General features: G+C 57.8%; 12 protein-coding genes and 2 pseudogenes. 6 read left to right on the forward strand and 8 right to left on the reverse strand.

Features of this window, described 5'->3' with window-relative positions:
• Positions 1–126: 126 nt before the first annotated feature.
• Positions 127–483: pseudogene (locus tag CKW38_RS26065) on the forward strand (DUF6124 family protein); the annotation flags it as partial.
• An 86-nt stretch (positions 484–569) separates the two neighbouring features.
• Here CKW38_RS26065 and CKW38_RS26070 read toward each other — a convergent pair.
• The 3 genes from CKW38_RS26070 to CKW38_RS26080 all read right to left on the reverse strand — a co-directional run bounded on the left by CKW38_RS26070 (position 570) and on the right by CKW38_RS26080 (position 4,250).
• Positions 570–1,985: an amino acid permease gene (locus CKW38_RS26070; RefSeq protein WP_095114233.1), complete on the reverse strand. Its 1,416-nt coding sequence runs from the start codon at positions 1,983–1,985 to the stop codon at positions 570–572.
• Between the two features lie 127 nt (positions 1,986–2,112).
• A complete protein-coding gene (locus CKW38_RS26075; protein ID WP_095114234.1) occupies positions 2,113–3,165 on the reverse strand; it encodes an ornithine cyclodeaminase in 1,053 nt (350 codons plus the stop codon).
• 50 nt (positions 3,166–3,215) lie between these two features.
• Positions 3,216–4,250, reverse strand: coding sequence for a histone deacetylase family protein (locus CKW38_RS26080; RefSeq protein ID WP_095114235.1), 1,035 nt, complete (start codon positions 4,248–4,250; stop codon positions 3,216–3,218).
• A 119-nt stretch (positions 4,251–4,369) separates the two neighbouring features.
• On the opposite strand from CKW38_RS26080, the gene CKW38_RS26085 reads away from it, so the two are divergent.
• From CKW38_RS26085 to CKW38_RS26100, 5 genes and pseudogenes are all read left to right on the forward strand, one after another.
• Entirely contained in the window at positions 4,370–4,870 is a 501-nt protein-coding gene (locus CKW38_RS26085) for an Lrp/AsnC family transcriptional regulator (protein WP_007915532.1), read from the forward strand.
• 414 nt (positions 4,871–5,284) lie between these two features.
• A pseudogene (locus CKW38_RS30725) lies at positions 5,285–6,361 on the forward strand (methyl-accepting chemotaxis protein); the annotation flags it as partial.
• A 78-nt stretch (positions 6,362–6,439) separates the two neighbouring features.
• Positions 6,440–7,219, forward strand: coding sequence for a methyl-accepting chemotaxis protein (locus CKW38_RS30730; protein ID WP_371857974.1), 780 nt, complete (start codon positions 6,440–6,442; stop codon positions 7,217–7,219).
• Positions 7,220–7,363: 144 nt separating this feature from the next.
• Entirely contained in the window at positions 7,364–8,143 is a 780-nt protein-coding gene (locus CKW38_RS26095; protein ID WP_095114237.1) for an EAL domain-containing protein, read from the forward strand.
• A gap of 174 nt (positions 8,144–8,317) precedes the next feature.
• A complete protein-coding gene (locus CKW38_RS26100) occupies positions 8,318–8,530 on the forward strand; it encodes a hypothetical protein (protein WP_095114238.1) in 213 nt (70 codons plus the stop codon).
• A gap of 63 nt (positions 8,531–8,593) precedes the next feature.
• Here the strand turns inward: CKW38_RS26100 and CKW38_RS26105 are convergent, their stop codons facing one another.
• The 5 genes from CKW38_RS26105 to CKW38_RS26125 all read right to left on the reverse strand — a co-directional run bounded on the left by CKW38_RS26105 (position 8,594) and on the right by CKW38_RS26125 (position 13,772).
• Positions 8,594–10,351: a glycosyltransferase gene (locus CKW38_RS26105; protein WP_256588451.1), complete on the reverse strand. Its 1,758-nt coding sequence runs from the start codon at positions 10,349–10,351 to the stop codon at positions 8,594–8,596.
• Positions 10,352–10,772: 421 nt separating this feature from the next.
• Positions 10,773–11,564: a transporter substrate-binding domain-containing protein gene (locus CKW38_RS26110; protein WP_176472372.1), complete on the reverse strand. Its 792-nt coding sequence runs from the start codon at positions 11,562–11,564 to the stop codon at positions 10,773–10,775.
• 59 nt (positions 11,565–11,623) lie between these two features.
• The gene (gene copD / locus CKW38_RS26115) at positions 11,624–12,493 is read right to left on the reverse strand and encodes a copper homeostasis membrane protein CopD (RefSeq protein ID WP_095114240.1); all 870 of its coding nucleotides are present in this window, start codon (positions 12,491–12,493) and stop codon (positions 11,624–11,626) included.
• 3 nt (positions 12,494–12,496) lie between these two features.
• Entirely contained in the window at positions 12,497–12,871 is a 375-nt protein-coding gene (copC, locus tag CKW38_RS26120; protein ID WP_007915538.1) for a copper homeostasis periplasmic binding protein CopC, read from the reverse strand.
• Positions 12,872–12,902: 31 nt separating this feature from the next.
• Positions 12,903–13,772, reverse strand: coding sequence for a copper resistance protein B (locus CKW38_RS26125; protein ID WP_095114287.1), 870 nt, complete (start codon positions 13,770–13,772; stop codon positions 12,903–12,905).
• Between the last annotated feature and the right edge of the window lie 7 nt (positions 13,773–13,779).

The raw sequence follows: 13,779 nt of genomic DNA on the forward strand, positions 1-13,779 counted from the left end.
TCCAAAACCAGGCAAGCCGCATCCCGCTTGAAATCTGTCGAAAAATATCGTCTGGTCAAACTACACCTCGTCGTTGGGCGTAGATTACCGCCCTTTAGGGGTGTCCAGAATCATTAAGCCAGATCAAAAGTAACGCCCAACCCACCAGAAACCGATCCCGCATCCCCCTACGATTCCCTCAACCCCAAAAAACTCCACGAAGCCGCCGAGCGCGCGCTCGATCACTACCTCCTTCCCGCCGGACACATCATGGCCAGCGTCAACGAGCCCGAGCGCATGTACCTCGCCAACCCCAAGTACGACTCGGAATCCCTCTTGGCCAATGCCAGTGAAACGCTGAGTTCCGCCTCGGAAATGCTCAACAACTTCGCCGCAGCACTCGAACCCTCGCACCGCAAAACCGCGTTGGGCATCGCGCAGGTGGTGATGTTGGGGGAGTTGGCGGTGAATCAGGCGTTGGATAACGTTGAGGTGAAGGCGTGAAGCCTGTCTCGCCATGGGCAGGTGAAATGCTCGTTCACTGATAACAAAAAGCCGTCACTTCCAAGTGACGGCTTTCGCTTGCAGATCTAACCAAACTGACTCGCCGACCCAACCGCAGATTTCGGCTTCCTCAACCGCGTCAACTGATAAGCAATCGCCAACCAGACAAACCACCCCGGCATCACCATCAGCGCAATCCGCGTGTCAGGCCGTAACGCCAGTAACCCCAGCACAAACCCCAAAAACGCCAACGAAAACCAAGCCATCGGCACACCGCCCGGCATCTTGTAAGCCGACTTCGCATGCAGATCCGGGCGCTTTTTGCGGTAGGCGATGTAAGACGCGAGGATGGTCGACCAGGTGAAGATCACCAGAATCGCCGACACGGTGGAGACGATGGTGAATGCGGTCATGACTTCCGGCACGATGAATAGCACCAGCACGCCGACCAGCATCAACAGTGTGGTGAACGCCAGGCTCAGCAGTGGCACGCTGTTGCTCGACAGTCGGCGGAATATGCCGGGGGCGTTGTCTTGGTTGGCCAGCCCGAACAGCATGCGGCTCGATGAAAACACGCCGCTGTTGGCCGAGGAGGCCGCCGAGGTCAGGACCACGAAGTTGACGATGCCGGCCGCTGCGGGAAATCCGGCGACGAGGAACAGTTCGACAAACGGGCTCTTGACCGGGGAGACCTGTTGCCACGAGGTCACGGCGATAATGCAGGTAAGCGCGAGTACGTAGAACAGGATGATCCGCAGCGGAATCGAGTTGATCGCTTTGGGCAGGGTCTTCTCCGGCGAGCGGGTTTCGGCGGCGGCGGTGCCGATCAGTTCGGTGCCGGCGAAGGAGAAGATCGCCATTTGAAATCCGGCGAAGAAGCCGAACAAGCCGTTGGGGAACGCTGCCTGTTTGTCCACGAGGTGACTCAGGGACGCGGTGACGCCGCTGGGCGAGACGAACGAGCTGGCGATCAGCACGGTGCTGACGCCGATCAGGGTCACGACGGCAATGATCTTGATGATCGCGAACCAGAATTCCACTTCACCGAACAACCTGACGGTCAGCACGTTGAGGGCGAACAAGGTTGCCAGCATGCCGACGGCGGGTATCCACGCGGGTACGTCGGGGAACCAGTACTGGAAGAAGCCGCCGACCACGACGGCATCGCCGATCACCGCCACGCTCCAGCTCAGCCAGTACGACCAGCCGAGGAAGAACGCCGCGCGCGGTCCGAGGTAGGCGCCGGCGAAGTCGGCGAAGGTTTTGAAGTTGAGGTTAGACAGGAGCATTTCGCCCATGGCGCGCATGACGAAAAACACGAACAGGCCGATGATCATGTAGATGAGGATGATCGACGTCCCGGAGAGGGCGATGATTTTCCCGGAGCCCATGAACAGGCCAGTACCGATGGCACCGCCCATGGCCATTAGCTGGATGTGACGATTGCTGAGCGTGCGCTGCAGCGCGGGCTGTTCGAGCAGCCCGGAAGGGGTCGATTTCATTGCAAAACCTCTTGATTTTATGTTTTTGAGTTTTGGCAGAAAGTAGGTGTCGAGCGTTCTTGTTAGAGGTGCAGCGGCTAATCACAAGGTCAATCGCCCCCTTTCGCTTGGGGGCGGTCATGACCGATCAACTGACGGTGCGCAGACGCGAGGCTTTGGCCGGTTGCGGATCCAGCAGTTGGAAGAGGTTTTTGATGTTGGCTGGTGTCGGCACCAGGTGGATGCGCTGGCCGATTTGCTGTGCCTGAGCCAGGTCGTTGAGGTAGCGCAGTGAGGAAAAGTCTTCCAGAGCAAAACCCACCGAATCGAACACCGTCACCTGCGCATCGTTTTCGCGTCCGGTGACTTCGCCCAGCACAATGCGGAAAAACTCGATCACCGGGGAATTGCCTTCCAGTTGCTGAATGTCGCCTTCAATGCGCGTTTGCGGTTCGAATTCGACGATGACCCGGGCGTTGCGCAGGATGTCGGCGTGCAGCTCGGTTTTACCCGGGCAGTCACCGCCGACCGCATTGATGTGCATGCCGGGCTCGATCATTTCGGGGGTCAGAATGGTTGCGTAGGCTTTGTCGGCGGTGACCGTGGTGACGATGTCCGCGCCTTTGACCGCGTCCTTCACCGAGCTGGCCAGAACCACGTCGATGTCCGGGAACGCCGCGAGGTTGTGCTTCAACTTGAGTGAAGCGTCGCGATCGATATCGAAGATGCGGATTTCGTTGATGCCCAACATTTCGTGAAAGGCCAGCGCCTGAAATTCACTTTGCGCACCGTTGCCGATCAGGGCCATCGAGGTCGCACCCGGACGAGCCAGCGATTTCGCCACCAGCGCCGAGGTTGCGGCCGTGCGTACGGCGGTGGTCAAGGTCAGTTCGCTGAGCAGGGTCGGATAGCCACTCTGCACATCGGCCAGCAGACCAAAGGCCATGACCGTCAGCAAGTTCTGCTGGCCGTTGTTCGGGTGGCCATTCACGTATTTGAATGAGTACTGCTGGCCGTCGTCGGTCGGCATCAGCTCGATCACGCCGTCTGCCGAGTGATTGGCCGTGCGCGGTGATTTATCAAATTGCGCCCAGCGTGCGTAGTCCGCTTCGATGTAGCCGGCCATTTCGCGGATGGCGCGGCGGATACCGACTTGGGTGAACAGGCGTGCAGCATCATCGACATCAATAAAAAGCGTCATGTTCTTGTTCTCCGATTCAGATTTTGAAAGGCTGTAGAGCGCGGCTAGGCTCAGCTGCGTTTGCTCTCGAAACCGTGCAGCACGTTGACTGCATTGATGCCGATTTCATCGACCATGTAGCCGCCCTCCATGACGAACAGGGTCGGGCAGCCGACGCTGGCGATCAGTTCGCCGATGCCGATGAAGTCCTCGCTTTCCAGCAGGAAGTGGCTGATGGGATCGTCCTTGAACGTGTCGACTCCCAGAGAGATCACCAGCACTTCAGGCGCGAACTGCTGGAGTTTTTTGCAGGCGTGGAGCAGGGCGTTGCGATAGCTCTCCCACGTGGTGTTTTTCGGCAGGGGATAGTTGAGGTTGTAACCTTCGCCGACCCCCGCGCCGACTTCGTGGCTGTAGCCCGAGAAGTACGGATAGGACACCGCCGGTTCGCCGTGCAACGAGACGAACATGACGTCGCTGCGCTGGTAAAAAATGTTCTGCGTGCCGTTGCCGTGATGGAAGTCGACGTCGAGCACCGCGACACGTTTGGCGCCCCGGGTGATGGCTTGTTGTGCGGCAATGGCGGCGTTGTTGAGGTAGCAATAACCACCCATGTATTCGCGCGCGGCGTGATGGCCGGGCGGGCGGCACAGGGCGAAGGCACTGTCGTGGCCTTCATCGATCAGGGCCAGGCCGGTGAGGGCGATATCGGCGCTGGTTTTCACCGCTTGCCAGGTTGTCGCGGTGATCGGCGAACCGGCGTCCATCGCATAAAAGCCAAGCTTGCCGTCGATGAACGTCGGCACCTCTTCGCCGGCCAGATCGCGCACCGGCCAGACCAGTGGCAAGGCGTCGTGGGTGCGACCGGTTGCGCACCATTCGCTCCAGGCAGTTTCGAGAAAACTGACGTAGCGCTCGCTGTGTGCTTTGACGTAGCACGAGCGATCAAATGCGCGCGGTTCGACGATCTGCCCGAGGCCGACCTGTTTTACGCGGTTGTGCACGGTGTCGGCCCGACTCGGTTGTTCGAACGACGGCTTGAGCACGCCGTCTTTCAATTCGGTGCCGTGGTGCAAACGGTGGGAATCACTGAAAACTGTAAACATTCTGCGCATCCGTTATTGTTAGCCAGTGCAAATATTCTGTTCCGGCTGGGCTGCGCTTTCTTTGCTTTGTGTTCGTGGTTTGGTGGATTGATCGGGCGTTTTTACTCAGGAATGGCGTCATGCAGAAAAAAATATCCAAACGCATCAGCCTCGACGAGACCGACCTGGCGATTCTTGAGTTGTTGCAGGAAGACGCCAGTATTTCCAATGCTGAACTCAGTGAGCGGCTGTCGTTGAGCCTTACGCCGTGCTGGCGGCGGCGCAAGCGCATGGAGGAGGCGGGAGTCATCAAGGGCTATCAGGCCAATCTGGATCGGCGAATGCTCGGGCTGGATATCATGGCGTTTGTGCACATTCGTTTTTCCACCCACGCCGACCACGCGCCGGACGCTTTCGAGGCGGTGATTGCGCAATTGCCGCAGGTGGTGGCCTGTCACAAGATCACCGGCGATGCCGATTATGTGTTGCAGGTGTTGGCGGAGGATCTTGATCACTACAGTGACTTTATCGAGCAGGTGCTCAGGCGTCAGGTGGGGATTGCGTCGATCCAGTCCAGCCTGGCGTTGCGTGAGGTCAAGTCCGGTAGCCGTATTGCTATTCCCAAGCCGGGAAAGGACTGAGTCGGCAGGCATTTAAATCAGCCTTTTCAACTGCGGTTTACCCCGATAGCGATGTGCCACAAATCGTGATGGCAATGCGTCATCACGCCGGTCAAAAAGTTCAACGATTGTACAAAAATATAAAGTTGTACAAGTTTTCGCAAAATTACTAGCATCCCTCCAGACACCTTTGCTGAAACGATAAATCCAGCGTGCAGACGCCCTGTCTGCGACGTGATGGTTTTGTCTGCCGATGCTCGCGTCGGGTTTCTTTTCGACGCTTCAACAGCATCCGCATTTTGCATTTCCGGGACAGCTGGAGCGTCCCGTATTACGCCTTGGATGACGACCCCCGAATATCTGGACGGTGACTGTGGTTACCGGAGATCAATTTTTTGTGCCTGGCGTTTCGCGTCAGGGCGTTTGAGGCTGAATATGGCAGTTGCATCGAATTTCCTCGGAGATATCAAAGTTTCCCGCAAGCTGGGCACCGGCTTTGGCATTCTTTTGCTGGCTGTTTTGGCGGTGGCCTTCATTGGCTATAACAGCAACAGCGTGCTGGTTGATCGCTTGAGTACGACGCGTCTGATCGGCACGTTGAATGACGCGACGCAAGATATGCGGCTGTCCGAGAAACAGTACGAAGCCGCCGCTGACGCAGCGTTCGCCGATTCCTATAACGCTCAGTTGAATGTTTTGCAGGGTCTTGTCAGCAAGGCCCTGGAAACGTTGACCCGCGCTGAAAACCAGCAAGCCTTGAAGGCCTTGCAAACCACGATTGTCGCCTACGACCAGAAGGTCAAACGGCTGATCGCTGCCGATAAGTCGACCACCGATGCCCTGAAACCGCTGACTGCACTGTCGGACAAGTACGCGCAAACTTTTGCCGGCATGCTTGAGGCCACCACGACGAGTGCGCTGGCGTCTGCCGATGGCGAACGCATTCGGGATCTGCGCACGGTGGCCGACTTGCGCAATGGCATGACCACGTTTCGCCTGATGTTGCGTCGTTACATTGCGGTGCCCAACGACGCGAACAAAAACCTGCTGATGGAAACCATCGATACCTTTTTGAGTGATATCACCAAGGCGCGTAGCAACTTGCCGGCGACCCTGTCGAGCCAACTGGAAGAAGCGCACGCCGGGATGCGTCGTTATCGCGAAGTATTGGTGGAAGTGGCCGGGCTGTTTGAGCAGAAGCAGAACATGCGCGAGCAGGTCGACCAGGAAAGCAAGGCGATGGACAAGATCATGAATGGCCTGATGGACACCCAGCAGCGCCTGGCGCGTGAAGATCAGCACTCAGCCTTTATTCAGATCGCCGTGTTGACCGTGTTGGCGCTGGTGATCGGGCTGATTGCTTCGGTGGTCATCTCGCGCCAGATCACTGCGCCGCTGGCGCTGACGGTTGAACTGGCTCGACGGATCGCCAAGGGCGACCTGACGGTACAGGCCAAATCAAACCGCAAAGACGAGTTGGGCGATCTGCAAAATGCAATGCAGGACATGGCGCAGAACCTGAACACGCTGGTGCAAGGTATCGGCAATGGCGTCACGCAGATTTCCACTTCTGCGGAAAAACTCTCGGCCATGAGCGAGCAGACCAGCGCGGGCGTGCGTCAGCAAAAAAGCGAAGTGGATCAAGTCGCCACGGCGATGCACGAAATGGCTTCGACGGTGCAGGAAGTTGCGCGTAACACGACCGATGCGTCCGCCGCCGCGACCTTGGCCGATCAACAGGCTCGCCACGGCAGTACAGTGGTGAAGCAGGCGACTTTGCAGATCAGTGAACTCGCTGCGGCCATTGAAGCGTTGGGCGGCGCGATGAACGTGCTGTCCCAGGACAGTGAGCAGATCGGCAAAGTGATCGATGTCATCAAAGCCGTCGCCGAGCAGACCAATTTGCTCGCATTGAACGCCGCTATCGAAGCCGCGCGAGCGGGAGAGCAGGGGCGTGGGTTCGCCGTGGTCGCAGACGAAGTGCGCTCGCTGGCGCAGCGCACGCAGGACTCGACCAAGGAAATCGAAGCGCTGATCATCACCCTGCAACAAGGCGCGCAAGCGGCCTCGACACTGATGGCCTCCAGCCGCGAGCGCACCCTCGATACGGTGGTGTTGGCGCAGAAGGCCGAGCTGGCCATTACCGAGATCAATCAGTCCATCGGTACGATCCAGGAGATGAGCCTGCAGATCTCGGCCGCTGCCGAGCAGCAAAGTGCCGTGGCCGACGAAATCAATCGCAGCATCGTCAGCGTACGGGATGTGGCTGACCAGTCGGCTGTTGCCAGTGAAGAGAGTGCGGCTGCGACGGTTGAGTTGGCGTCACTGGGGCAGGACTTGCAGCGAATGACTGCGCATTTCCGCACTTGATTTTTGGAACGATGAACCTGCGGCGATTTCGAATATTCAAGCGTCGCAGGGCTACCGATGGGGCGTGGTGAGCAGGTGACTCGGTTCAACAGCAGTTTTTTACCTATAGCCAAGCAAGGTTATAACCCGATATCAGGGGGTGTCATGACCGACTTTCCAGAATCATTCGCGTCTCGCGGAGGCTGCCAGGGCTGTAAGGACAAAGGCGTGCCGGACATGGATTTCGCCTTCGCTTTTCAGCCCATTGTGGATGTGCGTGATCAAACGATTTTTGCCCATGAGGCCTTGGTTCGCGGCGTGAAGGGTGAGGGCGCCTTGTCAGTTCTGGAGCAGGTGGACGATCAAAACCGTTATCGATTTGATCAACTGTGTCGAGTGCGGGCGATTTCCACGGCGGCTGAGTTAGGGATGACGCAGTACTTGTCGATCAACTTTTTGCCGAATGCCGTTTACCGCCCGCAAATGTGCATTCGCAGCACGCTGGAGTCGGCGCGTGCTCACGGCTTTCCACTGGAGCGCCTGATCTTCGAGGCGGTGGAGGGCGAGCACGTTGAAAGCAATAAGCACTTGATGAATATCTTGCGTGAGTATCGTGAGTTTGGGTTCAAGACGGCGATCGACGACTTTGGCGCAGGCTATTCCGGCCTTAACTTGTTGGCGGATTTTCAGCCGGATTTGATCAAGCTGGATATGGCGCTGATCCGCGATATTCACCGTGACCGGGTTCGCCAGACCATCGTGCGTAATGTGGTGAACATGTGCAGAGAGTTGGACGTGGAGGTGATCGCCGAGGGCATAGAAGTTGCCGATGAAAGAGACTTTCTCGCCGATTGCGGCATTTACCTGATGCAGGGGTACTGGTTCGCCAGGCCTGCCTTCAAATCGTTGGCGCAGATCCCGACAAGTGCGTGGCTGAAGCGATGATCGCTTTCAGCTCGCGCTGATCCGCTCGATAACCTGGCTCAGCGCCGGACGTTTGTTGAGCCTTTGGCGTTGGTAATCCCCTGTCGATGAGCAAAGTTTCATCTTGCCGGGTTCGGCGCAGGCCTAGGATGTTGGCACAAGATCGTCGCTTTTCATCCCGAGGGGAATCGTGCCATGCGCCTTAATGTCGTCAAAGTGCTGTTGATTACTGCAGCGGTATCGGTGTTGAGTGCCTGTTCGGGCGCGGGTGGCCTGACCACCACCAGTTGTTTCTCCAGCGACTGTCAGTCGCCGGAGGGGCGCAACGCCAATACGTTGAAGTTTGGCGGCAACAGTATTGGCAGCAGTCTCAATCAGTACAGTTCTGGCATGTTGAAGGATGACTAGATAAATCAAACCCTGTATGTAAAAAGCCCCGCGTATGCGGGGCTTCGTGTTTAGCTGCTGGATTCAGTTCCAGGCGCCTTGTGGGCGGTTTGCACGCAGGTAGTCGGCAAATGGATCGCTGTTGGCAACTGCAACGCCGTGTTGTTCCAGATAGACACCCGGCTTGAAGTTCGTGCCTGGCGACGGCGGGTTGATGCCGCTCGCCCATGCCCGTACATAGCGTCGTACATCCTGCTCCTTGCTGTTGAACACGCCGGAATCAAGGATGGTTTTGACATCCAGTTTTTCCTGTTGCGCACGCACGGCCGCCTGAGTACCGATGGCTTCCAGTTCAGCGACATATTTGTCCATGTCGAAGTAGCTGGCGGACGCATCATGGCTGAGCGTGGCAGCCTGTTCGTACAATTGGCTGGAGTTGGCCAGGGCAAATATTTTCTGAACCGCGCTATCGACATCCAGGTAATCAGCGATGCAAGACTCACGCAAGCCACACGTCGACAGAAAGTCGGAAATGCCTGTGGCCTTGTCGAAGCAAAGTACTGGAAGGCGAGCGCCCATGGCGTCGATGGCGACGTTTGGCAAAGGGTCCAGTCGGGACGAAATAAACAGCAAATCCGCTTCTTCGTAGGCAACTTCGATTGCCGATGTTTCATCCAGCATCACGAAACGATCCTGCAGCCCGGATCGCTTGATCTGGTCGGCCAAATATACCGAATAGCCATCTTCTACATCAGGGTTGAATCCCTTGCCGATCCAGACGAAGCGAAACTTCTCGCCGCCAGGCGTCAGCATGGTTTTGATGGCGCACTGAATGAAAAGATCGGCACCTTTGCGGAAGTTGACGTAGCCGGCGCCGAGGATCACGAACTTTCTGTCGGTGTCGCTGGCAGGGCGCATTTTGTTGCGCAAGTAGTTGGCGTCATCTTGCTTCTTTTGCGCATCGGTTGCCTGCTGAGGCAGTACGCAGTGCCCCTGCGGAATGATGTGCGCGGTCAACGACAGCAGGGCCGGGCAGGAATCCTGTGCGCTTCTCCAGGTCAGGTCGGCGGAGAACACCAGGTCGCTGGACCACAGTTTCGCATCGCTGAACAATGCGTTCGACTGAGGGTAGGCAGACGCAAATTCGTGGATCAGAGGGATGGCAGGAACAAAGTGTCGGGCCAATGGCTCCAGAACGACACGGCACTCCATGCTATTAACCAGTGCGAATTTGAAGTTGTAATCACTGCACAGTTTCTCGATGGCGAACTGTGTGTATTGAACGTTGTTCTTCAGCCGAGGGCTGGCCATTGTGGCGACGGCAGCGGCTTCGAAAGATTCAAGAAGTGCGCCTTGACCCAACAACAAAGCCACCACGTTGTAACGGCTGGCCAAGCGCTCGACCAGATTGAGTGCAAGTATTGGAGCACCGGAACGGGACGCTTCATGGCTGACCACCATGACTGTTTCGCGCGCCGGATCAAAAGCGCGGTTATTCGACAGCTTGATTTCTGGCAGGGTGACTATCCGCCAGCTTTCTTGATGACCGTGGTTCAGATAGTGAGCGACCGGATCCATGGCTGTACCCAGGTCCGGATTGAGCTTCAGGTACAGCGCCGGGTCGAAATTCGCCGGAAGCTTAACGCGATTGGCGACAGTGGCCTGGCGTTTAGCAACCACTGGCTCAACCGCTTCAACGGCCGGGATGGCTGGAACGGCTTCGGCTTGAACAGAGATCAATGGCTCGCTTTGAACCGGCGCAGACACTTCAGGAGTTCTCAGGATTTCTGATTCTTTGTTGGAAAACTTGAGAAGTTTTGAGAGAAACCTGTTGCGAGCCAAAATCTGTTCCTTTTAATTGAGCTGTATCAAAAACGAAGTCTACCGGGGAGATTACCCATGGGAGGCAGAGGCTGCCGGGGTGCGCCTCTGGTTCTCTTTATAAAGTAATATCCGCGGTCAGCGCATGGCTGACAATTACTGCAATTCGTCGTCAACCGAGCAGGGACGGCGCTTCCGTGCCGGTTGTGCATCATACACATTTTGTACAGCTTTCAGATGAATGTTGACATGCAAGACAGGTGTTTTTTCAACTTCGTTACACAGTTGTGACCAGTTGATGATCATTTCTCGGGTGTTTACCGCCGAAACGCCAATACTTTGGCGATATTGGTGTGCGGAACATTGGCGCTTTGCGGATTGAGAGTGCTTCAAGAAGACCTTGTCGGCACCTGTGAAGTGGACTCGGTTTGAGACGCCAGTTTTAGAGGGGCGCAGGCACCGCAATCCATTCGCTCAAAGTTTTCTGGTAAGTACCGGTGACTTTGCTCAAGTGCAGCCACTGATCGACATACAGTTTCCAGCTGATGTCATCGCGCGGCAGCAGATAAGCCTTCTCGCCATATTGCATGTACTGATGCGGATTGACCGCGCACAAGCCCGGTTTGAGTTTCTGCTGATACAGCGCTTCCGAGGCGTCGGTGATCATCACGTCGGCCTTGTTGTCGAGCAGTTGCTGGAAGATCGTCACGTTGTCGTGCAGGGCCAGTTGCGCCTTGGGCAGGAAGGCGTGGACGAAGGCCTCATTGGTGCCGCCAGCGGGTTCGACCAGACGCACAGCGGGCTGGTTGATCTGTTCGACGGTCTGGTACTTGCTGACATCGGCGCAGCGCACCAGCGGAATCTTGCCGTCGGTGTCGAGGGTATTGCTGAAGTAGGCTTTTTTCTGCCGTTCGAGCGTCACCGAGATGCCGCCCATGGCGATGTCGCACTTGCCGGCCTGCATGTCCGGCATCAGGGTTTTCCAGGTGGTTTGCACCCATTGCACTTTGACCCCGAGGCTGTCGGCCAGCGAACGGGCCATGGCGATGTCGATGCCTTCGAAATCGCCGTCGGGGCGTTTGAAGGTGTAGGGCTTGTAGTCGCCGGTGGTGCACACGCGCAACTGGCCCTGTTGCTGAATGCTGTCGAGGTGCGAAAGGGTTTGCTCGGCATGGGCGCCGGCGGCCAGGGTCAGCAGGCCGCAGAGGATCATCGTGCTTTTTAGTGTTGTCATTGCGATCGGGGCTTCTGATAAGGACGGTGGCCCAGTGTAGTGAAAGGCTTTCCCGGGTGTCATCCTGCTTCCGGGCTTAACGTGCCGAGCCACGCTACCAGTGCCACGATCAACAATGCGATTGCCAGTTCAACTACCACGCTGCGCCTTAGCGCATTGGCCGCGATGGCATGCTGCCCATCGCGCAACGATTGTTGCAGTGACGGGCCAAGGTGAAAGCGATTCAGCGCCGCCAACACCAGCATCCCTGCGAACAACAGAATCTTGATCGCCAGCAGAATCCCGTAAGTGCCGAGCAAGACTTCACCCAGCTTCGGGCCGACGATAAACAGGTAATTCACCACGCCGGTAATCGACAGCGTCAGCACAATTACTGCACCGATCCACTCAAAGCGCCGAACCGCAAACGCCAGCGAACGAATGCGAGCCTCATCGACCGGCCCCCGCGCCATCAACACCAGCGCCAGCATCGCACCCAGCCACGCGCCCGCCGCGAGCAGGTGCAGAATGTCGCTGAGAAAATGCCAGAACCGCAGTGCTCCGTCGTCCATCGCCCCGTGTCCGCTCCAGGCCAAAGAGGCGAGGGCGACAGCGCCGGCAATCGATGCGAGCCATAAACCCGGTCTGATCAACAGCACAATCAGGGCAATCATCCGCACTGCCCACGCCAGCCCGATGTCGGTTTCCAGCAGCATCATTTGCAGATGCGGCCACAGCGCCGCGAGCGCCGTTTCGCCGCTCATGGCGCGGGTCATCAGCAACAGTCCCGCCATCGACAACAGCGCCCCGATCAACGCCATCCCGCGCAGCATCGGCCGCAACCGCAGCAGCGCATCAGTGCTGTACAGCGCAAACAACGCCAGCCCGAACAACAGCAGCAAATCCACATACAACGTAAACCGCAGGACGATGTTGATCAGCTCAGCCATCGCTTACTTCACTTTGAACGTGACGTTGCCGGTGATCGGGTGCGTGTCGGAAGACACCGCGCGCCATTGGACTTGGTAGGTGCCGGCGGGCAGCGGCGCGAGCGGGGTGATCAGCATGCTTTTCGGGTCGCTGCCGGCGCTGACTTTGGCTTTCATCGGCATTGGTGAGTGGGCCATGCCGGGCATCTCGGTCATGACCAGTTTGGCGCCGGAGAATTGGGTCAGCAGGTTCTCGGAAAAGTGCAGTTCGATCTTGCCGGGCGCGGCGCCGTCGGCACCTTCGGCGGGCGTCGACGAGAGCAGTTTCGGGTGGGCTTGAGCGAGGCTGCTGAGGAGCAAGCCGCTGGCGAGTACAAGGGTGATTTTCAAGGTGCGCATGCAAGACCTCTGGGTTGTTTTCTATTGGAATTCAGAACCACATCCGCACGCCAAGCACGAGCCGCGCTTCGCTGCGATCCTCGCCTTCTTCGCGTGCGTAATCGGCGCTGTTGCCGTAGGTGCGGTTCCACGTCACGCCGATGTAAGGCGCAAATTCGCGGCGGATTTCATAGCGCAAACGCAGGCCGACTTCGCTGTTGGATAGCCCTGAACCGATGCCACGTTGCGCATCGTTTTTGCCGTAGATATTGAGTTCAGCGGTGGGCTGCAGGATCAGGCGATTGCTCAGCAGGATGTCGTAGTCACCCTCGAACCGCAGCGCGCTCTGGCCGCCTTCGCCGATGAACGCAGTGGCCTCGGCTTCGAAGTTGTACAGCGCCATGCCCTGCACACCGAACGCGGCCCAAGTCTGCGGCGCGCCGGGTTTGAAGTCCTGACGCACGCCGCTGACCACATCCCACCACGGCGAAATCGCGTGGCCCCAGAGCGCTTGAATCTCGGCGTCTTCGGTCTTGCCGTTGCTGCGTTCACCTTCGGAGCGCAGCCACAGGCGATCGATGTCGCCACCGATCCAGCCGGACAGATCCCAGGCCAACGCGCTGCCGTCATCGGCGTCCTGCCATTCGAGTTTGTCGGCGAGGAAGTACGTGTTGATCGCGCTGTCGTGGACTCGATGACCGCCGGGGCTGGTGAATACGGCGGCGCGGTCGGCGTCGGTCAGTGGCGGGATCGGCGTGCGGCTTTCGGTCGGCGCGGCGGGCTGCATCATGCCGTCGTCCATGCTTTGCATCGCGGAATGATCCATGCCGGACATCTGGCTGTGGTCCATGCCCGGCATGTCGCCGGCGGCCATCGCCGAACTGCCGATCAGTAACAAGGAAAGCGCGGTAAATCGAGTCATCATCGGC

Origin of the sequence: Pseudomonas sp. Irchel 3H7 (assembly GCF_900187605.1) — a bacterium.
Classification (GTDB): Bacteria; Pseudomonadota; Gammaproteobacteria; order Pseudomonadales; family Pseudomonadaceae; genus Aquipseudomonas.

Coding starts and splice junctions, on each gene's coding strand:
- CKW38_RS26070 (WP_095114233.1), bottom strand. CDS start 1,985: ATGAAATCGACCCCTTCCGGGCTGCTCGAACAGCCCGCGCTGCAGCGC.
- CKW38_RS26075 (WP_095114234.1), bottom strand. CDS start 3,165: ATGACGCTTTTTATTGATGTCGATGATGCTGCACGCCTGTTCACCCAA.
- CKW38_RS26080 (WP_095114235.1), bottom strand. CDS start 4,250: ATGTTTACAGTTTTCAGTGATTCCCACCGTTTGCACCACGGCACCGAA.
- CKW38_RS26085 (WP_007915532.1), top strand. CDS start 4,370: ATGCAGAAAAAAATATCCAAACGCATCAGCCTCGACGAGACCGACCTG.
- CKW38_RS30730 (WP_371857974.1), top strand. CDS start 6,440: ATGAGCGAGCAGACCAGCGCGGGCGTGCGTCAGCAAAAAAGCGAAGTG.
- CKW38_RS26095 (WP_095114237.1), top strand. CDS start 7,364: ATGACCGACTTTCCAGAATCATTCGCGTCTCGCGGAGGCTGCCAGGGC.
- CKW38_RS26100 (WP_095114238.1), top strand. CDS start 8,318: ATGCGCCTTAATGTCGTCAAAGTGCTGTTGATTACTGCAGCGGTATCG.
- CKW38_RS26110 (WP_176472372.1), bottom strand. CDS start 11,564: ATGACAACACTAAAAAGCACGATGATCCTCTGCGGCCTGCTGACCCTG.
- copD (WP_095114240.1), bottom strand. CDS start 12,493: ATGGCTGAGCTGATCAACATCGTCCTGCGGTTTACGTTGTATGTGGAT.
- copC (WP_007915538.1), bottom strand. CDS start 12,871: ATGCGCACCTTGAAAATCACCCTTGTACTCGCCAGCGGCTTGCTCCTC.
- CKW38_RS26125 (WP_095114287.1), bottom strand. CDS start 13,772: ATGACTCGATTTACCGCGCTTTCCTTGTTACTGATCGGCAGTTCGGCG.